The 22,365-nt window shown below is 72.5% G+C and carries 20 protein-coding genes; 3 read left to right on the plus strand and 17 right to left on the minus strand.

Annotated features, from left to right (window positions below; genetic code table 11):
* Window positions 1-4 precede the first annotated feature (4 nt).
* The 7 genes from ccsB to P2F65_RS06070 are packed head-to-tail and all read right to left on the minus strand — an operon-like array spanning window position 5 to window position 6,523.
* A complete protein-coding gene (gene ccsB, locus P2F65_RS06040; protein WP_275805147.1) occupies window positions 5-997 on the minus strand; it encodes a c-type cytochrome biogenesis protein CcsB in 993 nt (330 codons plus the stop codon).
* On the minus strand, window positions 994-2,595 hold the full coding sequence (locus tag P2F65_RS06045) for a cytochrome c biogenesis protein ResB (protein WP_275805149.1): 1,602 nt from the start codon (window positions 2,593-2,595) through the stop codon (window positions 994-996). Before P2F65_RS06045 ends, ccsB begins: the two co-directional genes overlap by 4 nt.
* Window positions 2,595-3,356 (minus strand): cytochrome c biogenesis protein CcdA, encoded by a 762-nt coding sequence (locus P2F65_RS06050; RefSeq protein WP_275805151.1) that lies wholly within the window; start codon window positions 3,354-3,356, stop codon window positions 2,595-2,597. Before P2F65_RS06050 ends, P2F65_RS06045 begins: the two co-directional genes overlap by 1 nt.
* A 15-nt stretch (window positions 3,357-3,371) precedes the next feature.
* On the minus strand, window positions 3,372-3,956 hold the full coding sequence (locus tag P2F65_RS06055) for a TlpA disulfide reductase family protein (protein WP_275805153.1): 585 nt from the start codon (window positions 3,954-3,956) through the stop codon (window positions 3,372-3,374).
* Window positions 3,953-4,600: a histidine phosphatase family protein gene (locus P2F65_RS06060; protein ID WP_275805154.1), complete on the minus strand. Its 648-nt coding sequence runs from the start codon at window positions 4,598-4,600 to the stop codon at window positions 3,953-3,955. The genes P2F65_RS06055 and P2F65_RS06060 overlap by 4 nt, the downstream gene beginning before the upstream one ends.
* Window positions 4,597-5,931, minus strand: a complete 1,335-nt coding sequence (gene hemL, locus P2F65_RS06065) for a glutamate-1-semialdehyde 2,1-aminomutase (RefSeq protein ID WP_275805156.1) — start codon at window positions 5,929-5,931, stop codon at window positions 4,597-4,599. Before hemL ends, P2F65_RS06060 begins: the two co-directional genes overlap by 4 nt.
* 55 nt (window positions 5,932-5,986) lie before the next feature.
* A complete protein-coding gene (locus tag P2F65_RS06070; RefSeq protein WP_275805158.1) occupies window positions 5,987-6,523 on the minus strand; it encodes a MarR family transcriptional regulator in 537 nt (178 codons plus the stop codon).
* A gap of 118 nt (window positions 6,524-6,641) precedes the next feature.
* Here P2F65_RS06070 and P2F65_RS06075 point away from each other — a divergent pair, with 118 nt between their 5' ends.
* Window positions 6,642-7,184, plus strand: a complete 543-nt coding sequence (locus P2F65_RS06075; protein ID WP_275805160.1) for a YceI family protein — start codon at window positions 6,642-6,644, stop codon at window positions 7,182-7,184.
* A gap of 79 nt (window positions 7,185-7,263) precedes the next feature.
* On the opposite strand, the gene P2F65_RS06080 is transcribed toward P2F65_RS06075, so the two are convergent.
* The 5 genes from P2F65_RS06080 to P2F65_RS06100 form a co-directional block, all read right to left on the minus strand.
* Window positions 7,264-9,999, minus strand: coding sequence for a sugar-binding protein (locus P2F65_RS06080; RefSeq protein ID WP_275805161.1), 2,736 nt, complete (start codon window positions 9,997-9,999; stop codon window positions 7,264-7,266).
* 86 nt (window positions 10,000-10,085) lie between these two features.
* Window positions 10,086-10,913 (minus strand): carbohydrate ABC transporter permease, encoded by an 828-nt coding sequence (locus tag P2F65_RS06085; protein ID WP_275805163.1) that lies wholly within the window; start codon window positions 10,911-10,913, stop codon window positions 10,086-10,088.
* Entirely contained in the window at window positions 10,913-11,758 is an 846-nt protein-coding gene (locus tag P2F65_RS06090) for a sugar ABC transporter permease (RefSeq protein WP_275807297.1), read from the minus strand. Before P2F65_RS06090 ends, P2F65_RS06085 begins: the two co-directional genes overlap by 1 nt.
* A gap of 59 nt (window positions 11,759-11,817) precedes the next feature.
* Window positions 11,818-13,176 carry an extracellular solute-binding protein gene (locus P2F65_RS06095; RefSeq protein ID WP_275805165.1) on the minus strand — a complete coding sequence of 453 codons (1,359 nt, stop codon included), beginning with the start codon at window positions 13,174-13,176 and terminating at the stop codon, window positions 11,818-11,820.
* 40 nt (window positions 13,177-13,216) lie between these two features.
* A complete protein-coding gene (locus P2F65_RS06100; protein WP_275805168.1) occupies window positions 13,217-14,335 on the minus strand; it encodes a PfkB family carbohydrate kinase in 1,119 nt (372 codons plus the stop codon).
* Window positions 14,336-14,465: 130 nt separating this feature from the next.
* On the opposite strand from P2F65_RS06100, the gene P2F65_RS06105 reads away from it, so the two are divergent.
* Window positions 14,466-15,227, plus strand: coding sequence for a DeoR/GlpR family DNA-binding transcription regulator (locus P2F65_RS06105; RefSeq protein ID WP_275805170.1), 762 nt, complete (start codon window positions 14,466-14,468; stop codon window positions 15,225-15,227).
* Window positions 15,224-16,564 carry a 6-phospho-beta-glucosidase gene (locus tag P2F65_RS06110; protein ID WP_275805172.1) on the plus strand — a complete coding sequence of 447 codons (1,341 nt, stop codon included), beginning with the start codon at window positions 15,224-15,226 and terminating at the stop codon, window positions 16,562-16,564. The genes P2F65_RS06105 and P2F65_RS06110 overlap by 4 nt, the downstream gene beginning before the upstream one ends.
* A 25-nt stretch (window positions 16,565-16,589) precedes the next feature.
* On the opposite strand, the gene hemB is transcribed toward P2F65_RS06110, so the two are convergent.
* The 5 genes from hemB to P2F65_RS06135 are packed head-to-tail and all read right to left on the minus strand — an operon-like array spanning window position 16,590 to window position 22,270.
* Window positions 16,590-17,582 (minus strand): porphobilinogen synthase, encoded by a 993-nt coding sequence (hemB, locus tag P2F65_RS06115; protein WP_275805174.1) that lies wholly within the window; start codon window positions 17,580-17,582, stop codon window positions 16,590-16,592.
* The gene (locus P2F65_RS06120; RefSeq protein WP_275805176.1) at window positions 17,582-19,225 is read right to left on the minus strand and encodes a uroporphyrinogen-III synthase; all 1,644 of its coding nucleotides are present in this window, start codon (window positions 19,223-19,225) and stop codon (window positions 17,582-17,584) included. The genes hemB and P2F65_RS06120 overlap by 1 nt, the downstream gene beginning before the upstream one ends.
* Entirely contained in the window at window positions 19,222-20,283 is a 1,062-nt protein-coding gene (gene hemC / locus P2F65_RS06125) for a hydroxymethylbilane synthase (protein WP_275805178.1), read from the minus strand. Before hemC ends, P2F65_RS06120 begins: the two co-directional genes overlap by 4 nt.
* A complete protein-coding gene (locus P2F65_RS06130; RefSeq protein ID WP_275805180.1) occupies window positions 20,280-21,590 on the minus strand; it encodes a glutamyl-tRNA reductase in 1,311 nt (436 codons plus the stop codon). The genes hemC and P2F65_RS06130 overlap by 4 nt, the downstream gene beginning before the upstream one ends.
* Window positions 21,587-22,270, minus strand: a complete 684-nt coding sequence (locus P2F65_RS06135; RefSeq protein ID WP_275805182.1) for a redox-sensing transcriptional repressor Rex — start codon at window positions 22,268-22,270, stop codon at window positions 21,587-21,589. The genes P2F65_RS06130 and P2F65_RS06135 overlap by 4 nt, the downstream gene beginning before the upstream one ends.
* Window positions 22,271-22,365 lie beyond the last annotated feature (95 nt).

The raw sequence follows: 22,365 nt of genomic DNA on the forward strand, positions 1-22,365 counted from the left end.
CGGTTCAGAGTCCCGAGTAGGAGTGCTGGCTGACGAAGAACACGTTGACCACCGTGTAGTTGATGATGATGCAGGCCCAACCGGCCAGCGCGATGTAGTTGGCGGCCTGGCGGCTCCAGCCGCTGGTGGCGCGCGCGTGGAGGTAGGCCGCGTAGACCACCCAGATGACGAAGGTCCACACCTCCTTGGGGTCCCAGTTCCAGTAGGCGCCCCACGCCTGGCGCGCCCAGATGGCGCCGGCGATCAGCGTGAACGTCCACAGCGGGAAGGCCACGACGTGCAGGCCGTAGGACAGCCGCTCGATGCTCCTTGCCGGCGGGAAGCGGTCGAGCACCGAGCCCCTGCCCGCGCGCTGGAAGGCGTCCTTGGCGAGGTAGAGACCCGAAGCAGAGGCCCCGATGGCGAACACCGCCACGGACAGGGTCGCCACGGTGACGTGGATGACGAGCCAGTAGCTCTTCAGCGAGGGCAGCAGCTCGGCGGCCTCGGTGTACCAGACCGTGATGGCAAGGCCCAGCGTGAGCAGCACGGGGGCGGTGACGAACAGGCCGAGCCAGCGCAGGTCACGCCGGGTCGACCAGGCGAGGTAGGCGAGGAGCGTGCACATGGCGCCGAACACCGCGAACTCGAACATGTTGCCCAGCGGCCAGCGGTGCACCGACGCCCCTCGCAGCACGACCGACACGACCAGCAGGAGGCCGGACAGCCAGGTCATGGTGCCGGCGATGCCCGCGGCCTTGCGCGCCCGCAGGGGCACGTCGTCGGCGGCGACGTCGTCGGAGCCCGACGCTGTGGTTCCGGGGACCGGACCCTGGGCCGCCCCCGTCCCGCTGCCCGAGCCCACCAGCGCCTCCTCGCGCGCGCGGGTGGCCCGGTGGTCGCGGTGCGGCACGAGCCCGGCGAGGTAGAGCGCATAACCGACCATGGCGAGGGTCAGCACGGCCATGGCGGAGTACAGGCTCAGGTTGGAGTACTGGGCCAGGGTCTGGTTGGTCATCGAGAGGTGCCCATCCGTCGTTGCACGGCGTCGAGGATCTCCTCGACCGCCTCGGTGAGTGTGTCGTCGTCGTCCTTGGCCATGCCGCCGACGGAGACCACGGTACGTCCAGCCTCACCACCGGGGGAAACCCGCACGAAGACCCGGCGCCGGCGCACGACCAGGCTGGCGATGAGCCCGCCCAACGCGAGCAGCGAGGCGGTGAGGGTGAGCCACTTGCCCGGGTCGGAGCGGATCGACAGGCCGGCGAAGCGCTGCACCCCTTCGAAGGTGATGCTGCCCCGATCGCCGGGCAGCTCGAAGGTCTGGCCGGGCTCGAGCCAGATGCGCAGCGCATCGGTGCCCTTGTCGTTCGTGATCTGGGTGAGTTTCTGCGTGTCGAGGGTGTATACCGACTGCGGCCGCCCCTCGGGGAACAGCTCACCCTCGTAGAGACCGAGCGCGAGGGCCGGCTTCTTGGCGTCGGGGAAGATCGAGCTCGGGCCGCTCTCCTCGGTGATCACGGCAGTCGGCAGGAACAGGCCGAAGAAGCCGAGCTGCTTCGGCGTCGCGCCGGTGACCTTCACGGCACCCACCGACTTGTAGTTGTTGTCCTGGGCGAGGAACGGGGTCGCGTCGCGGTAGGTGACGTTGCCGTCCTTGTCGCGCACCGTGATGACCGGGGCGTAGCCGTTGCCGAGGAGGAAGACCGAGGCGCCGTCCATCTCGAGTGGGTGGTTGACCTTGATCGTCTCCTCCCGCGGGGTGGCGCCCGGCTCGTCGGTGACGGAGACGTGGGCCGTGAAGTCGCGCGGCTGGCCGAACTGGCCGCGGCCGGTCACGTTCTCCTCGAAGGTGGCGTCGAGCCGCTCGAGGGTGAGGGCGAAGGGCGAGAGGTCCTCGGGGTCCACCCACGGGCCCGGGCTGTAGGTGTCGTAGCGGGAGAGCGTGTTGGCGAAGCCCTGCCCCACGGGCACGATCACGTCGCCCTTCCACCCGAACAGGTGCCCGATGGCGACGCCGATGATGACCAGGATCAGCGCGAGGTGGAAGACGAGGTTGCCGGTCTCCTTGAGGTAGCCGCGCTCGGAGCTCACCGAGGCGCCGTCGTAGCGGTGCACCCGGAAGCGCCGCCGGCGCAGCTCGGCCTCGGCGGCCGCGAGCGCCTCCTCGGGTGTCGCCTCGACCTCGGCGCTCGCGTGCGCCGCGAGGCGCTCGAGGCGGCTGGGCGTGCGCGGCGGGCGCGAGCGCATCGCCTTCCAGTGGACCTTCGTGCGCGGCAGGACGCAGCCGACGAGGGAGATGAACAGCAGCAGGTAGATCGCCGCGAACCACGGGGAGGCGTAGACCTCGAAGAAGCCGAGCCGGTCGAGCACCGGCCCCAGCTTCGGGTTTTGGGCGATGTAGTCGGCCGTGCGGGCGGCGTCGATGCTGCGCTGCGGCCAGATCGAGCCCGGCACCGCGCCGACGGCGAGCAGGAGCAGGAGGAACAGCGCCGTGCGCATGCTCGTCAGCTGGCGCCAGGCGAAGCGCAGCCACCCGCGCAGGCCGAGCTGCGGCTGGTTCACCGGCTCGTCGGGCGGGGCGGGCTGGGTGCTGAGGGGGGTCTCGGTGGCCATCAGATCACCGTCACGAAGCCGTTGACGAACTGGGTCTGCAGGGCGCGGGTCCAGTCCTCCCAGACCCCCGTGACGAGCAGCACCCCGACCGCGAGGAGCATCGCGCCGCCGAGCAGCTGGATCAGCCGCTGCCGCTTCCGCAGCGCGGCCGAGACCCGGCCCCACCGCTGGAAGCCGGCGGCGATGAACAGGAACGGCAGGCCGAGACCCAGGCAGTATGCCGCCGCGAGCACCACGCCGCGGGTCACCGCCTGCTCGTCCCCGGTTGTCGTCGCGAGGAGCATCACGGCGCCGAGCGTCGGGCCCGTGCACGGCGCCCACCCGATGCCGAACACCGCACCGAGCAGCGGCGCCCCGGCCAGCCCGGCCGCGGGCTTGAACCTCAGCTTCAGCTCGCGCTGGCTGCCGGCGCCCAGGAACACCAGGGCCATGAGGATGACCAGCACGCCCCCGACCCGCATGAGCAGGGTGCGGTGCTCGACCAGCGCCGCACCCACAGAGGCGAGGAAGGCGGTGGTGGCGATGAACACCGCGCTGAAGCCGGCGACGAACAGCAGCGCGCCGAGCACCATCCGGCCCCTGGCCCGCTTCGCGAGCGCCACGTCGCCCAGGCCGGTGACGTAGCCGAGGAACCCCGGCACGAGCGGCAGGACGCAGGGCGAGGCGAAGGACACCAGGCCGGCGAGGAGCGCGACCGCGACGGCCACCGGCAGGGCGCCGGCGGTGACCGTGTCCACGACATCTGAGGGGAGGAGCAGCATGCTGGGTGGGACCGCCTAGCCCTCGGCCAGCACGTCGTCGACCAGCCCGGTCAGGGTCGAGGCCGTGACCTCGCCGTTGACCCGGGCCGCGATCCGCCCGGTCTTGTCGAGCACCAGGGTCGTCGGCACGGTGGGCGCCTTGCCCTGCAGGGCGAGGATCAGCACCCCGGACTCGTCGCTCAGCGACGGGTAGGTGATGTTGTTGGCCTTGGCGAAGGCCGCGCCGCGCTCGGGCGCCTCGCGGAAGTCGATGCCCATGAACTGCACGGGCTTGCCGGCCTTGGACAGACCGTCCCAGGCCTTCTGCAGGTCCGGGGCCTCAGCCACGCAGGGCCCGCACCAGGAACCCCAGACGTTGACGACGACGACGTCTCCCTTGGCGTCGGCCACCGCCCAGTCCTTGCCGTCGAGCGTCGTGCCCTTGAGCTCGACCGGCTCCTGGCGCTGGTCAGCGGCGATCTTCTCGACGCTGCCGTCGCCGGAGACATAGCCCTTGCGGTCACCGGCCTTCGCCTGGGAGGCGAGGCTGTTGGGGTCGTCGGAGCAGCCCGCCACCGACAGGGCGAGCGCACCGGCGAGCACCAGTGCGGCAGGCCTCACGCGCCGGCCCCCTGGTGGGCCTTGGGCAGCAGCGAGCCGGCCGGCTCGCTGTAGGTCACCGACTCGAGCTCGCCGCCGGTGTAGGTCAGGGTCGTCAGCGACGCCAGCGAGCACTGCCGGTTGCGCGGGTCGTGCCACAGGCGGCGGCCCATGAGCCGGTTCCGCGCCGTCCAGATCGGCAGCTGGTGCGACACGATGACGGCCTCGTGGCCGGCCGCGGCCTCGCGGGCGGCGTCGATCGCCTCGAGCATCCGGTCGGCGATGACGGTGTAGGCCTCGCCCCACGACGGCTTGAACGGGTTGAGCAGCTTGCCCCAGTGCTTCGGGTGCGTGAAGGCCGCCGGTCCGGCGTTGACCTGCTCGCCCTCGAAGCGGTTCCCCGCCTCGAGCACCCGGTCGTCGACGGTCACCTCGAGGCCGTGGGAGGCCGCGATGGGTGCAGCCGTCTCCTGGGCCCGCGTGAGCGACGACGCGACCACCAGGGTGACGTCGTGGTCGGCGAGGTGGCTGGCGACCATCTCGGCCATCTGCCGGCCGAGGTCGGAGAGGGGGTAGCCGTCGAGGCGGCCGTAGAGCACGCCGGCAGGGTTGTGGACCTCACCGTGGCGCAGGAGGTGGACGACGGTCCGTACGGGCTCGCTCATGCGTCGATTCTCGCAAACGCGGCGGCGGCCTCCGACGCCGCCGCCGGAAGGGCGGCGAGCACCCTGTCGACGGCCTGGTCGTCGTGGGCGGCGCTGAGGAACCACGACTCGAACGCGCTCGGCGGCAGGTGGACGCCCTGGCTGAGCATCGAGTGGAAGAACGCCGAGAAGGCCGGCACGTGCTGGTCCTTGGCGTCGTCGTAGTTCGCGACCGACTCCTCGCGGAAGAAGACGCTGAACATGCTGCCGGCCCGCTGGATGACGTGCGGGACCCCGGCCCTGGCGAGCTCCTCGCCCACGGCGGCGGTGAGGGTGTCGGCCACCGTGGTGAGCCGGACGTAGACGTCGGGGGTGCAGTTCTGCAGCGTCGCGAGCCCCGCAGCCGTGGCCACGGGGTTCCCGGACAGGGTGCCGGCCTGGTAGACCGGGCCGAGCGGCGCGAGCATCGCCATGACGTCGGCGCGTCCGCCGAACGCGGCGGCCGGGAACCCGCCACCCATGACCTTGCCGAAGGTGAACAGGTCGGGCGCCCCCGCGGCATACGGGCCCTCGAGGCCGAACCACCCCGCTGAGGAGCAGCGGAACCCCGTCATGACCTCGTCGGAGATGAGCAGCGCACCGTGCGCGGCGGTGATGCGGCGCAGCCCGTCGGTGAAGCCGGGGGTGGGCGGCACCACGCCCATGTTGCCCGGGGAGGCCTCGGTGATGACGGCGGCGATCTCGGTGCCCCGCCCGGCGAAGGCCGTCTCGACCGCGGCGAGGTCGTTGTAGGGCAGCACGATCGTCTCGGCGGCCATCTCCTTGGGAACGCCCGCGGAGTCGGGCAGCGCGAAGGTGGCCAGGCCCGAACCGGCCGAGGCGAGCAGCGAGTCGACGTGCCCGTGGTAGCAGCCGGCGAACTTCACGACGACCGAGCGGCCGGTGAACCCGCGGGCGAGGCGGATGGCGCTCATGGTGGCCTCGGTGCCGCTGGAGACGAGGCGCACCTGCTCGACCGGCTCGACCCGGGCGACGATCTCCTCGGCGAGGGCGACCTCGTTCTCGCTGGGGGTGCCGAACGAGAACCCGCGCATCGCGGCGCCCGTGACGGCCTCGAGCACTGCCGGGTGGGCGTGGCCGAGGATCATCGGGCCCCAGGAGCAGACCAGGTCGACGTACTCGCGGCCGTCGGCGTCGCGCAGGTAGGGGCCCTCGCCGCTGACCATGAAGCGGGGGGTGCCGCCGACCGCGCGGAAGGCGCGCACCGGGGAGTTCACGCCTCCGGGGGTCACCGCGAGCGCCCGCTCGAGCAGTGCCTGCGAGGCAGGGGCCTCCATGGGGTATGCCGTCATGCCCGGCATTGTCTCAGCCGCACCTGTGCGGTCGGCCCGCGCCCTCAGGCGCCTCTCAGCGCAGCGTCGAGTCCACGGTGCCGCCGTCCGCCTCCTGGGCTGCCCCGCTGCTGAGGATCGCCGAGGAGATGGCGTCCATCGCGGCGCCGAGGGCGGCGAACAGCTCGGGCGACATGGTGTCGACGAGGTGTCTGCGCACGCTGTCGACGTGCACGCGGGCCATGTCCTGGACCGCGGTCCAGCCCTCGTCGGTGAGGACGAGCTCGACGCCGCGCCGGTCCTCCAGACAGGACTCGCGGCGCACCCAGCCCCGGCGCTCGAGGCGGGCCGCGGTGTGGGTCAGCCGGCTGCGCGACTGCACGACGAGGTCGGCGAGGCCCGACATCCGCAGCCGGCGCCCCGGCGCCTCGGAGAGCATCGAGATGATCTCGTACTCGGACAGCTGCACCCCGTGGGACTGCAGGTCCTTGTCGAGGGCCGCCTCGAGGAGGCGGCTCCCGCGCAGGTAGGAGCGCCAGGCGTGCTGCTCCTCGGTGGTGAGCCAGCGGGGCTCGGCCAGCTCAGCCACGGTGGTGTCGACGGTGTTGGCCATGACGCCAGTATCCCATGTCGAAGGCATAGTTGAAATATTAACGATCCTTGCTACGTTGTACCCCGTGACAGCGAAGGAGCCCCTCCTTCACCACGACCTCTCAACACAGGAGATCCCTATGACCGCCACCGCCATCACCACGCAGCTCCCCACCGGCACCTGGACCGTCGACGCCTCGCACACCGAGGTCGGCTTCACCGCCCGCCACCTCATGGTCAGCAAGGTCCGCGGCTCGTTCAGCGACGTCGAGGGCACCGTCACCGTGGCCGAGCCCTTCTCCGCCTCCTCGGTGCGCGCCTCCGTCAAGCTCGCCTCCGTCGACACCGGCTCCGCCGACCGCGACGCCCACCTCAAGAGCGCCGACTTCTTCGACGTGGAGAACAACCCGGAGATGACCTTCGTCTCCACCGAGGTCACCGAGGACACCCTCAAGGGCGACCTGACCATCAAGGGCGTCACCCGCCCGGTGGAGTTCGACCTCGAGTTCGGCGGCGTCGCCACCGACCCGTGGGGCAACACGAAGGCCGGCTTCGAGGCCGAGACGGAGATCAACCGCAAGGACTTCGGCCTCGAGTGGAACGTCGCCCTCGAGGGTGGCGGCGTGCTCGTCTCCGAGAAGATCAAGATCAAGCTCGACGTCCAGCTGCTCAAGTCGGCCTGAGTCCGGCAGCACAGCGCCAGAGGGCGGTTCCCCGACCGGGGAACCGCCCTCTGCGTGTGAGACGTGGTGCGCCGCGAGGTCAGCGCAGCGGGACCCGCGAGGCGAGCGTGCCGCCCGAGCCGTCCTCCCAGCCGACGAGCACCTCGGCGCTGCCGGACAGGGCACGCCCGAGCGGCACCGAGACGGCGCCGGTGCCACTGCTGACCGCGACCTCCCGCGCCCCCGCGGTGCCGTCCTCGTCGACGACGAAGACGTGGGCCGTGCCGGCGGCGTTAGCGTGCAGCCGCACGCTCACCGCGCCGTCGCGGTCCTTCGCCTGGCGCACCCAGCCGCTGTCACCCCGCTCGCTCGCCGGTCCGCCGGCCAACGAGACGTTGATGTCCACGGCCTGCTCGAGGCTGGGCGGCGAGTGCAGCGAGCTGAGCCCCGAGAGCGGCACCACCGGCTCCGGCGCGGTGGTGGGTCGGCCGGCCGGAGGCGTGTAGCCCTCGACCTCGGCCTGTCCCCAGCGGTAGGGGTCGCCCTGGACTCCGCCCCAGGTCGACCAGCCGATCCGTGTCTGGCCGGTCTTGTCCTGGGTGTCGGAGTCGTAGACGAACAGGTTGACCCCGAGTCGCTGCGGGTCGACCGCGCCGGGCAGCAGCGCCATGGGGATCGCCGTCTCCACGGTGTAGCCCTCGCCCTCGGCGACCTTCGAGGCGATCCGCATCCCCGGCGCCGTCTCCCCGCCCGGGCCCTGGTGGTTGTCGGCGTCACGCAGGTGGCAGGGCCCGCCCTCAGCCGTCACGGGCAGGATCGCGGCCTTGAAGGTCGTCGAGGTGTTCTCCGACGCCCCGCGGGGGTCGAACGCGAGCTCCACGGAGTCGGTCCTCCAGTGGCGCTTGCAGTCGGCGGCGTCGAGCTTCGTGCCGAGGGTGTCGTCCCTGACGCTGACGAGCACGAAGAGGGTGTCGTCGCGCCACGTCAGCTTCGCCGTGGCGGAGCAGTCGGCCGCCGAGGTGCAGTCGCTGCCCTCCCAACGGCGCGAGATGTCGAGCGCCTCACCGGGGTACTCCCCCGCGCTGTCGAAGCCGTCGACCGTCGGGGCGGCAGCAGCCTGCTCGATGGTGGTGCGCGGCACGAGCTCGAGGGCCGCCCTGCTGGTCGACGTGCCCGACGCCGAGGTCGTCCTGATCGTGTAGGCGTAGTCCCCGGCCGCCGCCCCCGGCGTGCCGCCCTGGTTCGACGTCTTCAGCGACGCGTCGGTGTTCGTCACCGTGAACGTCACCGCGCCCTTCGCCCCCGGGGCCAGTGGCCCGTATGCCGCGGACGCCGGCTGCGCGGCGAAGCCCGCCGGGAGCTCCAGCGAGACGGCACCCGACTGGGGGGCGCTGCTGTTGTTGCGCAGGTCCACCCGGACCTCTCGGCTCTGGCCGGAGGCCAGCGTGAGCACCGGCGTGACCGACCCGCCGAGCTGGGGCTGACCCGCCGTCGCCGCCCAGGCCTCGAAGTCCGCGACCTGCGGCAGCAGCTGCTGGGTGGCCGTGACGGGAGCCACGACCTCGACGGCCCGGTCGGCGTAGCCGCTGCCCTGCTCCGTGGCGAGCGCGACGGCAACCCGGACGCGCTCGCCGACGGTGGCGCCGGCCGGCGGCGTGACGGTGAACGTGCGGCGCACCCTGTCACCCTTCCCGAGCGTGCCGACCGCGCCGCTGCCCGTGACGGTCCAGCCGCTGGGCACCGAGACCTCGAGCCCCACGCCGGTGAGGGACTCGCCCTGCGGTGCGGTGGCCTCCACCACCGCTGAGAACGGCTCGCCGCCCAGCACGCCGAACCGCGACGTGCTGACCCGCAGCCCCGTCCCGAGCGGGACGGCGCCCGCAGGACGGGTGGTCGCCCCCGCGAGCGAGGCCGACGCCTCGGCCGCCGCCTGCGAGCCGGGCGCCGCGAACGGCACCCGGGCGTCGATCTGCTGGAGGAAGTCGCAGCCGATCGCATTCGGGTCGGACGGGACGTCCGGGAACCCCGCCCAGCCCTGCGAGGCGTAGACGCGCTGGGCCTCCCGCTCGACCGCCGCCCAGGTCTGCCCGGACTCGGCACGGTCACCGGCCCACACGCCATACAGGTTGGCCGTGGGGTCGCGGCGGGTGAAGTCGCTGGAGCACGACGGGCCTGTCGGCGCCGACGCGGCCGAGCCCCGCATCAGCACCTTCGCCGGCGCCCAGGGGCGCAGCCCCTCCTGAGTGATCTGCTCCGGGAAGCGGTCCGGGTCGCCGGCCGCCGCGTAGGCCTCGACCGCGAGGCGGGCCGCCTCCTGGTGGTTGCCGTGGTTGCCCGGCGACGGCGCCGGGTTCATCGTCGTGAGCACCTCGGGCCTGGTCTGGCGGATGACCCGCACAACCCTGGCGAGGGTGTCCTCGTGGTCCCAGATCTGCTGGGTGAGCGGGTTGCTCACGGTGTAGTAGAAGTCGACCTTGTCGAGGTTGAAGACGTCGGTGATGCCGGCCTTGGCGACGGCAGCACGCTCCTCCTCCTCCCGGAGCAGGCCGAGTGCGGGCCCCTCCTCCGGCCCGACGGCGTTGCCGCCGCCCTCACCACGGGTGACCGTGACCACCCCGGTGCGCAGGCCGTTCTCCTCGCCCCACTCGCCGAAGGCCGACAGCAGGCCGGCCTCGTCGTCGGGGTGGGCGCCGACGAAGAGGGCGCCGAGGTCGACCGGCGTGCCCGCCGAGGTGGTGGCGTCCGGCGGAGCGGCCCCACCGCCTGAGCCCCCTGCTGCCGGGTGGGCAGCTGCCTGCCCTGGCCCGGCGAGGCCGAGCGCCGCTGCCGCGGCCACTGCCGCGACGGCGAGGCGTCGGCCCCTCTCAGTCGTACGTGCCAGCCGGATCATCGTTGACCTCCCGTGGTGGTGTGGTGGTGCGATTACTCCCGGACTGCCCCCTCGAGCATCCCGGCGATGAAGTGCCGCTGCAGGAACAGGTAGAGCAGCACGACCGGCGTGGCGACGATGCACGCGCCGGCGGCGAGCAGGGTGAACCCCTGGGTGTACTGACCCTGGAAGAAGGCGAGCCCGAGCGGCGCGGTGCGCAGCGACTCGGAGGTGACCATGACCAGCGGGATGAGGAACTCGTTCCACGTCCACATGAAGACCAGCACCGTCAGGGTCACGATGGCGGGTCGGGCCAGCGGCACCAGGACGCTCCAGAGGATGCGCCGGGTCGAGGCGCCGTCGAGCCGTGCCGCCTCGACGAGCGAGCGGCTGCTGGTGCGGAAGTAGGCGCGCATCCAGAACGTGCCGAAGGCCACCGACTGGGCCACCTGTGGCAGCACCACGGCCCACAGGGTGTCGGTCAGGCCCAGGGTGCGCAGGTCGAAGTACAGCGGCACGACGACCGCCTCGCTCGGCATCATGATCCCGAGCAGGAAGACGTAGAACAGCACGCTCGAGCCGGGGAAGCGCATGGTGCCGAACGCGAAGCCGCTCAGGATCGACAGCGTCACGCTGACCACCACGACCACCGAGGAGACGAGCAGGCTCGTGCGCAGGTAGGAGCCGAACCGGCCGTCCTCCCAGGCCTTGGTGAAGTTCTCCGGGTGCAGCCCGAGGACCCCCGGTCCCACCTGGCCGCCCGCCGCGTCGTCCGGGCCCAGGGCCGCGGCGACGATCGTGAGGATCGGGTAGAGCGCGAACACGGCGAAGGCGATGAGGATGGCGTAGTTGGCGAGCCGCTCTCCCCTGCTGACCCTCATCAGCGCTCCCGCTCCGCGATGCGGGTGATCCCGAAGGAGATCGCGAAGATCACCAGGGTCAGCACCACCGCGACGGCAGCAGCCGACCCGACCCGGCCCTGCTGGAAGGCCCGGTTGTAGACCTCGAAGGACGGCACCGACGTGGAGGTGCCCGGCCCGCCCCGGGTGGTGATGTAGACGAGGTCGAAGGTGCGCAGCGCGGCGATGACCGTCAGCGTCAGGGCGACCGCGATCTCGCCGCGCACCGACGGCAGGGTGACGGCGAGGAACTCCCGCACCGGACCGGCGCCGTCGAGCCGCGCCGCCTCGTAGAGCTCGCCGGGGATGCGCCCCATCCCGGCAAGCAGCAGAACGGTCACCAGGCCGATCTCGAACCACGTGCCGATGAACCCGACGGCGGGCAGGGCCGCGGCGTAGTCGCCGAGCCAGCCGCGCGCCAGGGAGTCGAGGCCGACCGCCCGCAGGAGGTCGTTGACGCTGCCGTCGGGGGCGTACAGCCGCCGCCAGGCCACGCCGACCACCACCATGGCGACGACCTGGGGCAGGAAGACGACCGTGCGGAAGAACGGCAGCCCGCGCACCCGGGCCCGGTTGAGGATGGAGGCCAGTCCGAGGCCGACGACCAGGGGCAGGACGGCGTAGAAGAACACGAGCACCAGCGCGTGGCCGAAGGCCGCCCGCAGCGCCGGGTCGGTGACGACCTCGGCGTAGTTGTCCAGCCCCGCCCAGGTGGCGAGCGTGTTGCCGTTCCAGTCGTAGAACGAGATCTGGACGGCGCGGCCGAGCGGGTAGAGCAGGAACGCCGCGTACACCAGGAACGCCGGCAGCAGGTAGAGGTAGGCGATCCTGCGCGGCTCACCCGGCGGCCCGGTGCTCTTCGCCCGCGCGCCACTCACAGGTCGGCTCACTGGTTCGACGACACGAACCCGCTGTAGTCCTTCTCGAGGGTGTCGAGGAACTGTTCGGGCGTGGCCTTCTTCGCGAGGAGGTCCTGCAACGCCGCCCCGATGGTGTCGGCCATCGTCGGCGTCGCGTAGTCGAGGTAGGGCACGAGGGCGTCCTTCTCCACGGCGGTCCCGAAGGCGCCGAAGACGTCCTTGGCGAGCGCGTTCGGCGCCTCCTGCTCCGCCGTGTCGGCGATCGGCAGGTTGTCGTTCTTCGCCAGCACGCCCATGGCATCAGGGCTGGTGATGAAGTTGATGTAGGCCGCCGCGGCGTCGGGGTGCTTGCTCTTGCTCGAGACCGCCCACGGGATGCCGGTGCCGCCGGTCGCGGCGGGGCTGCCGGAGGCCGACGGGGGCAGCACGAACGTCACGTCGTCACCCATGGCCTTGCCCAGGTCGGCCTGGAGCCAGGTGCCGGCGATGAGGTAGGCACCGGTGCCCTTCGAGAACGCCTGCCAGGCCGGGTCGTACCCCTGGCCGTTGACGTCCTTGGAGAAGTAGCCCTTGTCGACCCAGTCGACCAGGGTCTGCGCGGCCTTGGTGTTCTCGGGGCTCTTCCACGAGCCGCCCTTCTGGCCGAAGCCGAGGGTGCGGATGGCGTCCGGCTGCACGTTCTGCGCCTGCACCGTGCCGAAGACGTGGATGGCCGGCCACTTGTCGAGGTTGCCCAGCACCAGCGGCAGCTCGCCCTTGCCCTTGAGGGTCGCCAGGCTCTTCGTGAACTCGTCCCAGGTCTGCGGCATGCTCACGCCGGCCTTCTCGAGCTTGGCCTTGTTGACGAAGATGCCGACGACCTCCCCGACCTGGGGCAGGCCGTAGAGGCTTCCGGTGCCGAAGGTCTTGCCGTCCGGGGAGTACGACGAGTACTTGCGCACCGACTCGGGGTAGCGGTCCTTCCAGCCGTACGCGTCGGCATACCGGTCGAGTGGGAGCAGCTGACCGGCCTGGACGAAGGAGCCCATCTGCGGGCGGCCGTTGTTGGCCTGGAACACGTCGGGGGGCTCGTTGCCCGACAGGGCGAGCTTGAGGGTCGTGTTGAGGTCGTCGGTCGAACGCGAGACGCGCTTGAGCTTGATGTTCGGGTACTTCTGCTGGAACTGCTGGTTCAGCTCCTCGATCTGTGCCTTCTGGCCGCCGCGGATCTCCTGGTCCCAGACCGTGAGGGTCACATCTCCCAGCTTCGCGGGGTCGGTGGTGACCTGGCCGGTGGGCGCGGCGGACTGGCCGCTGTCGGAGTCGGAGCCCGGCGTGCAGGCGGCGAGCGCGACGGCGCCGATCAGGCCGGCTGCGGCCAGCAGGGTGGTGGGTCGGCTCCTCATGACAGCTCCTCGGGTCGGTCCAACAGGCAGGTGTCGTTCATCAGGTCTCCCCGACGTCAGCATGGCGGGCAATCGTCGCACTCGCCCGTCGTCCCACACCCAGGGGGACGGCTGGGACGAGGTCGTCGAGGAAGGCGTAGCGACGCAGCATCGACCGGTGGTACGAGCTCGAGTCGGCCTTGGCCCGCTGCTGGGTCCACCAGTCGGCGAGGTCGCCCCACCCCGGGGCGGCGAGCGAGCCGCCGAACTGCTGGACGGCCAGCGAGGAGCAGAGGGCGGCGAAGGACAGGCGCTGCTGCAGGGGCCAGCCGGCGATGGTCCCGAGCACGATGGAGGCGCCGAAGACGTCGCCTGCGCCGGTGGGGTCGAGCGCCGAGACCCGCAGGGCGGGCACCACGGCTTCCTCGCCCGTCGAGGAGTCGATCGCCATCGCGCCGTTCTCGCCGTTGGTCACGATGGCCAGCGGCACCAGGTCGGCCAGGGCGTAGAGCGCCTCGGTGGGGGTGCCCGAGCGGGTGTAGGCCATGGCCTCCCCGGCGTTCGGGAGGAAGGCGTGGCACACCTGCAGCTGGTCGAGCACCTCGCGCGGCCACCGGCCCGTGGGGTCCCAGCCGACGTCGGCGAACACCAGGGCTCCGTCCTCGCGCGCCATCTGCACCCAGGTCGGCTCGTCGTCGCCGACCAGCCCGTCGGGCTCCCCGAGGGAGGCCATGACGGCACGCGCACGAGGGGGCCGGCCGATCAGCTCGGTTGCCCCCATCGGCGCGGGGTGCCCGTGGCTGACCATGCCCCGGTCGCGGTGCACCGCCATCGAGACGGTCACCGGCGAGTGCCAGCCGTCGAAGCGGCGGGAGCGGCTGAGGTCGATGCGCTCGGAGTCGCGCAGGGTCTCCCAGCAGAAGTCGCCGTAGGCGTCGTCGCCGAAGGCGGCCGCGAGGGACGTGCGCAGCCCGAGCCGCCGGGCGGCCACGGCGAGGTTGGCGATCCCGCCGGGGCAGGAGCCCATCCCGTCGGCCCAGATCTCCTCGCCGCCCTCGGGCAGCCGCTCGAGACCGGTGAAGATGATGTCGAGGAAGACGGTGCCCCAGACGAAGACGTCGAAGTCAGGCTCACCCGGGGCGCGCAGGGACGCCAGAGGGTCGTACACCTGCTCGGCCACCCGTCTCCCCTGTCGTCGTGCGTCTGCGGGCCCAGAATGCACCGCTGGCGCGCGCCTGACAAGCAGAAGCGCACACAAATGCGCAGGATTGTGCGTGCAGTGCGCACGGTTGCGCGTTAGGTTGCCTCCCATGCGGGTACCCCGGCAGCGATCCATCCTGGGTCGGCTCACGTCGCAGGGGGTGGCCACCACCGAGGAGCTGGCCGGTCTCTGCGGGGTCAGCGCGGCGACGGTGCGCCGCGACCTCATCGAGCTCGAGCGCGCAGGCGCCCTGCGCCGCGTGCACGGGGGCGCCGTCGCCGTCGACGGTCCCGACGCCGACACCGCCCGGGGCTTCGCGGAGGTGGCGGCGAGCGACGCGGCCGACAAGCAGGCGGTCGCCGCGCGCGCCGCCGCGCTCGTCGAGGACGGCGACTGCGTGATCCTCGACATCGGCACGACGACGATGATGCTGGCCCGTGCCCTGCGGGGCCGCCCGGTCACGGTGGTCACCGCGAGCCTGGCCGTCCTCGACGTGCTGCGCGACGACCCCGCGGTCGAGCTGGTCCTCCTCGGCGGCATGGTGCGCCGGACCTACCACTCGCTCGTCGGCGCGCTGACCGAGGACGCGCTGCGCCAGGTGCGCGGCCGCCACGTCTTCCTCGGCGCCAGCGGCGTGCGGGGTGACGGCACCGTGCTCGACACCACCATGGTCGAGGTGCCGGTGAAGCGCGCCCTGCTGCGGGCGGCCGACCGCTCGGTCCTGCTCGTCGACCGGCACAAGTTCCCGGGCACCGGCTCCCTGCGCGTGTGCGGTGCCGGAGAGGTCGACACCATCATCACCAACCGGGGCGCCGACCCCGGCACGATCACCGTCTGCCAGGAGGCAGGCACGGAGGTGCTGTACGCATGAGGCTGGCCATGCTGGGCGGCGGCGGGTTCCGCACGCCCCTCGTCTTCGGCGCCCTCCTCACCGACCGGCACGACCGCCGGGTCCGCGAGGTCTGGCTCCACGACGTCGACGCCTCCCGGCTCGACGCGATCGCCCGGGTGCTCGCCGAGATGGCGGCCGGCGCGGACGACGCTCCAGCCGTCCACACGACGACCGACCTCGACGAGGCGCTCGCCGGCAGCGACTTCGTGTTCTCCGCCATCCGGGTGGGCGGGCTCGAGGGACGAACGGCCGACGAGCGGGTGGCACTGGACCTCGGGCTGCTCGGCCAGGAGACGACCGGCCCGGGCGGGATCTCCTACGGCCTGCGCACGGTGCCGGTCGCGCTGCACGTGGCCGAGCGGGTGCGCACGCTCGCCCCCGACGCCTGGGTCATCAACTTCACCAACCCGGCCGGGATGATCACCGAGGCGATGCAGTCGGTGCTCGGCGACCGGGTGGTCGGCATCTGCGACTCCCCCATCGGGGCCGCACGACGGGTGGCCACGACCATGGGCGTCGCCCCGGCGGCGACCACGGTCGACTACGTCGGCCTCAACCACCTCGGCTGGCTGCGGGGGGTTCACCACCAGGGTCGCAACCTGGTGCCGGCCCTGCTCGAGGACGACCGGCGCCTGGCCACCACCGAGGAGGGCCAGCTCTTCGGGGCCGAGTGGTTGCGCACGCTCGGCGTCCTCCCCAACGAGTACCTCTACTACTACTACTTCACCCGCGACGCGGTCGCCTCGATCGGCGGCAGCCCGCAGACCCGTGGCGAGTACCTCGTGGAGCAGCAGCACGCGTTCTACGACACCCTTGCCACGCGGCCCGCCGACGCCCTGCGCCAGTGGGACCAGGTGCGCATGGAGCGCAACGCGACCTACATGCGCGAGACCCGCGCGGAGGACGAAGAGCGCGACGAGCAGGACGTCCAGGGCGGTGGTTACGAGGGAGTGGCCCTGGCCATCATGGCGGCCATCTCGCGCGGGGAGCCGGCCACGCTGATCCTCAACGTGCGCAACGGTTCCACGCTCCCAGGCCTGCCGGACGACGCCGTGGTGGAGGTGCCGTGCACGGTCGGCGCCGACGGCCCCCGCCCGCTGCCGACCAGCCCGCTCACGGGTCATCCCCTCGGGCTGGTGCAGCAGGTCAAGGCCGTCGACCGGCTCGTCATCGAGGCGGCCACCACGGGCTCGGAGCGCCGCGCCGTGCAGGCGTTCGCCCTCCACCCGCTCGTCGACTCGGTCAACGTCGCCCGAGACCTGCTGCGCGGCTACCGCGCGCGGATTCCCTTGGTCGACGAGGTGTTCCGGCGCTGACGCGCAGACCCGGTATGCCGCCCGCTCACCGGAGCAGCGCGGCCGCCTCGAGCGCGTAGTAGGTGAGGATGATCTGCGCGCCCGCACGCCTGATGCCGAGCAGCGACTCCAGGATGGCCCGCTCGCGGTCGATCCAGCCGTTGGCCGCCGCCGCCTCGATCTGCGCGTACTCACCCGAGATCTGGTACGCCGCAACGGGCACCGGCGACATGTCCGCGGCCGTGCGGATGATGTCGAGGTGCGGGGTCGCCGGCTTCACCATGACGATGTCCGCGCCCTCGGCGATGTCGAGCTCGATCTCGCGGACGGCCTCGGTCGCGTTGGCCGGGTCTTGCTGGTAGGTCGTGCGGTCCCCCTCGAGGGAGGACTCCACGGCCTCGCGGAAGGGGCCGTACAGGCCCGAGGTGTACTTCGCGGCATACGCCAGGACGATGGTGTCGGTGAAGCCGGCGGCGTCGAGCGCCTCGCGGACGTGGCCGACCTGGCCGTCCATCATCCCGGAGAGGCCGAGCACGTGGGCGCCGGCGCGGGCCTGCGCGAGGGCCATCGCGGCATACCGCTCCAGCGTCGCGTCGTTGTCGACACGGCCCTCACTGTCGAGCACGCCGCAGTGGCCGTGGTCGGTGAACTCGTCGAGGCACAGGTCGGCCATGACGACGGTCTGGTCACCGACCGCCTCGACCACGGACTCGATGGAGAGGTTGAGGATGCCCGCGGGGTCGTCGGCACCGGAACCCGTGGCGTCCTTCTCCTCAGGCACGCCGAAGAGCATGATGCCGCCGATGCCGGCCTCGACCACCTCGCGCGCGACGTCGACCAGCGACTCGAGGGAGTGCTGGACGACCCCGGGCATGGCGCCGATGGCCACCGGGTCGCGGGCCCCCTCCTTGACGAAGACGGGCAGCACCAGCTCGGCCGGGTGCAGCCGCGTCTCGGCGACGAGGCGCCGCACCGCCGCCGACTGGCGGAGCCTGCGCGGACGGACGACCGGCCCGGGCACGCCGGGGCGCGGCGACACTACTTGGCCCGGCGCCGCGAGGCGGCCCGCTTCGCGCTCGGGCGCACGACCGGCTCGCCCGCCTCGGCGGCCGCGGCCGCCAGGCCGAGGCCGTAGTCGGCGAGCGCGTCGACCAGCGAATCGGCCGAGGCCTCCGGTGCAAGGACGTCGACCCGCAGGCCGTGCTCCTCGGCGGTCTTGGCCGTGGCCGGGCCGATGCAGGCGATGACCGTCGACGGGTGCGGCTTGCCGGCGATGCCCACGAGGTTGCGCACGGTGGACGACGAGGTGAAGACCACCGCGTCGAACTGGCCGCCCTTGATGGCCTCGCGCACGGGCGCGGGCGGCGGGGCGGCGCGCACGGTGCGGTAGGCCGTCACGTCGTCGACCTCCCAGCCCATGTCCTGCAGGCCCGCGACGAGGGTGTCGGTCGCGATGTCGGCCCTCGGCAGGAAGACGCGGTTGATCGGGTCGAGCACCTCGTCGAAGGGCGGCCACGCCTCGAGCAGGCCCTGCGCCGACTGCTCGCCGGTGGGCACCAGGTCGGGCTCGAGGCCCCACTCGCGCAGTGCACGCGCCGTCACGCCGCCCACAGCGGCGATCTTCAGGCCGGCGAAGGCCCGGGCGTCGAGGCCGAACTCGGCGAACTTCTCGCGCACGGCCTTGACGGCGTTGACGGACGTGAAGCCGACCCACTCGTAGCGGCCCGTCACCAGGCCCTTCACTGCCCGCTCCATCTGCTGCGGCGTGCGCGGAGGCTCGACGCTGATGGTCGGCACGACCTCGGCGGTGGCGCCGTAGGACGCCAGCCGCGTGATGGTCGAGCCCGACTGCTCCTTGGTGCGGGGCACGAGGATGTTCCAGCCGAAGAGCGGCTTGGTCTCGAACCACGACAGCTGCTCGCGCAGGGCCACGGTCGGCCCCACGACGGCGAGGGCCGGGAACTCGACGCTCTTCATGACCTTGGCGACGTCGCCGAGGGTGGTGGCGTGCGTGACCTGGCGGATCGTGGTGCCGCGCTCGGTGAGCGCCACCGGCGTCTCGGCCGCGCGGCCCGCGTGGAGCAGCTTGCCCAGAGCCTCGGCCAGGTCGTCGGGGGCGCCCAGCAGGACGACGGTGACGTGGTCGGACACCGATGCCGCCCAGTCGACCTTGCGGTCGTTGGCCGCGATGACGTGCACGGCCTGCGACGTGCTCGAGGTCAGCGGCACGCCCGCGTAGGCCGGAACCGCGGACACCGCGCTCACGCCCGGCACCACGTCGAAGCCGATGCCCGCCTTGTGCAGGGCCAGGGCCTCCTCGGCCAAGCCGTTGAACGTCGCGGGGTCCCCGTCCATCAGGCGGACGACGAGGCCACCCTTGGCAGCCTTGGCGGCCTTGACGACGAGCTTGGCCCGCATCGCGTGGGTGAGCGGCTGGCCGTGGTCGCCGTGGCCGGCGTCGACGACCTCGACACCCCCGCGGCAGTGTCGGGCCACGACGTCCTCGCGGCTGAGCTGGTCGATGACGACGACGTCGGCGGCGGCGAGGTAGTCGACCGCGCGCACGGTCATCAGCCCGGCGTCGCCGGGTCCCGCGCCGACGAAGGCGACCCGGCCCGGCTGGCGGCCGGTGGGCTTGGCGGTCTGGGTGGTGGTGGCGGACTTCGAGCGCGTGGGGCTCACGTTGCACGCTCCGTGGCGGTTGGTTCTGGACGGGAGTCTTCGGGGGCGGCGAGCGGAGGTGTGGCTCCGGTCGCCTCGGCTGGGTCTGGGTCCCAGTGGCTGTGCGTGGCCGCTGGGGGCCGCTCCTCGGGACCTGTCAGGTGTTCGGCGCCGTCCTCGAGGAGGACTGCCGCGAGCCTCGTCCCGAGGCGCTCGGGCTCCTCGACCGGCCCGACGAGGGAGCGGCGCAGCTCGGTGGCGCCGTCGATCGACCCGACGAACGCCCGGAGCGACAGCTCCAGCCCGTCCTCGCCCTCCACGACCTCGGCGAGCGCACCCACCGGGGCCGAGCAGCCTGCCTCGAGCGCGGCCAGCACGGTGCGCTCGGCGGTGACGCAGGCCCGGGTGTCGGCGTCGTCGATGCCGCGGAGCAGCGCCACCAGGGCGTCGTCGTCGGCTCGGCACTCGACGGCCAGGGCACCCTGCCCGGGGGCGGGCAGCATCTGCAGCGGGTCGAGGGTCTCGGTGACGACGTCGAGGCGACCGAGCCGGGCCAGGCCAGCGCGGGCGAGCACCACGGCGTCGCAGGCACCCGAGCGGGTCAGACCGATCCGGGTGTCGACGTTGCCACGGACGTCCTTGAACACCAGTCCCAGACCGAGGGCCGCGAGCTGGGCCACGCGGCGCGGCGACCCGGTGCCGACCACCGACCCCGCGGGCAGCTCGCCCAAGGTCAGGCCGTCACGGGCGACCAGCGCGTCGCGGGGGTCCTCCCGCGGCGGGATCGCGGCCACGACGAGGCCGGGCTCCGGGGTGGTGGGCAGGTCCTTGAGCGAGTGCACGGCGAGGTCGACCTCGCCGGCCAGCAGGGCCTTGCGGATCGCTGCGGCGAAGACACCGGTGCCGCCGAGGGTCGTCAGGGGGGCCGCGTTGACGTCGCCCTCGGTGACGATCTCGACGAGCTCGACCTGGTGGCCACGCGCGCGCAGGAGGTCGGCCACCCACCCGCTCTGGGTGGTGGCGAGAGCACTGCGACGGGTGCCGAGGCGCAGCGTGGGCGTCGTCGTGGGGGCGGTCACGGCAGACCACCACGCTCGGGCGGCGGCACCGACACGGCGGCCGTCTCGTGGGGGGCGAGGTCGAACAGCTCGCGCAGGGCCTGGGCGTAGTCGTCGCCGTGGCCGCGGGTCGCACGCTCCTTCATGCGCACAGTCGGCGTGTGCAGCAGCTTCTCGACGATGCGGTGCACCGCGCGCTGCACCTCGTGGCGCGTGGCGTCGTCCATCGCGGGCAGCCGCTGGTCGAGGCGGTCGAGCTCGCGCTCGACGACCTCGGCGGCCCGCGAGCGCAGGGCCGCGACGGTCGGCGCGACCGACTCGGCAGCCCGGGTGGTGAGGTAGGCGGCGACCTCGGCGATGACGAGGTCGGCCACCTCCTGCACCTGCGGCGAGGTCTCGCCGGCGCTGAGCTGCTCGCCGAGGACGGCCAGCCCGGCGACGCTGACGTTGCTGAGCGAGTCGACCTCGGGGGCCACGTCGTGCGGCAGCGCGAGGTCGATGTAGACCTGCGGACGACCGCCGCGGGCCACCTGCGCGTCACCGGCCAGGCCGAGGTCGACCACGACACCGGTGGAGCCGGTACAGGAGATCACGACGTCGGCGGCGGCGACCGCCTCGCGCAGCTGCGAGAGCGGACGTGCCGTGCCGCCGATGCGCTCGGCCAGCCGCTGCGCCTTGCTGGCGGTGCGGTTGGTGACCACCAGGGCGGCGCAGCCGTAGCGCGCCACGGTGGTGGCTGCCAGAGAGCTCATGCCGCCGGCGCCCACCACGAGGACCTGCTGCTCAGGCAGCGGCCCGAGCTCGCGCTCGACGCGGGCGATGCCGGCCTCGACCAGCGAGACGCTCACCGAGTCGATGCCCGTCTCGGCGTGGGCGCGCTTGCCGACCCGCAACGCCTGCTGGAACAGGCCGTTGAGCGAGGTGCCGGCGTGCCCGGCCCGCTGGGCGGCCCGCAGGGCCGAGCGCATCTGCCCGAGGATCTGCGCCTCGCCGACGGCCATGGAGTCAAGGCCGCAGGCGACCGTGAAGGCGTGGGCGATGGCGCGGTCCTCGTAGTGCACGTAGAGGTGCTCGCGAAGGTCCTCGCGGTCGACGCCGCAGGCGTCGACGAGGCTGTCGGTGATGTCGGTGACGGCGCCGTGGAAGGTGTGCGCCTCGGCATACACCTCGGTGCGGTTGCACGTGGAGACGACGATGGCCTCCGAGACGTTGTCGCGCTCCACGATCCGCGAGGCGAGGTCGGCTCGGGCGGAGTCGCCGAGCGAGACCGCCTCGAGGAGGGGCAGCGGCGCGGTGTGGTGCGAGAGGCCGAGGACGACGAGGCTCACGGGACCACCGCCTTGCGCAGGGCGGCGGGCTCGGCGAGCGCCTTGCGCTGCTCGTGGAAGGCGAGGATCTGCAGCTCGGTCGACAGGTCGACCTTGCGCACGTCGACCCCGTCGGGCACCACGAGCACGCAGGGCGCGAAGTTGAGGATCGAGCGCACCCCGGCCTCGACCAGGGCGTCGCACACCACCTGGGCGGAGGCGGCCGGCGTGGCGATGACGCCGATGGCCAGGCCCTGCTCCGCCACGAGGGCGCCGAGCTCCGTCATGGGCTGCACGACGAGGCCGGCGATCTCCTGGCCGACGATGCCGGGGTCCTGGTCGAGCAGCGCGACGACCCGGAAGCCCCGGGTGGCGAAGCCGCTGTAGGCCGCGAGCGCGTGGCCGAGGTTTCCCATGCCGATGATGGCCACGGGCCAGTCCTGGGTGAGGCCGAGCTCGCGGGAGATCTGGTAGGCGAGGTGGTCGACCTCGTAACCGACGCCGCGCACACCGTAGGAGCCGAGGTAGGAGAGGTCCTTGCGGAGCTTGGCCGAGCGGACCCCGGCGGCGGCGGCGAGCTCCTCGGAGGAGACGGAGGTGATGCCCCGCTCTGCGAGACCGGTCAGCGCACGGAGGTACTCGGGCAGCCGCGCAACCGTGGCGTCAGGGATGCCGCGACGGGCGCTGGGGTCGGCAGACAAGGGGGTTCTCCGGCTCCTCTCATGCGAAAGAGCCCGCGCCTGGCTGGAGCGGACGGGAGCACCGTCAGGTTACGCGGTTGTGAACCGATGCACAA

The organism is Knoellia sp. p5-6-4 (assembly GCF_029222705.1).
In the GTDB taxonomy this organism is placed as follows: domain Bacteria; phylum Actinomycetota; class Actinomycetes; order Actinomycetales; family Dermatophilaceae; genus Pedococcus_A.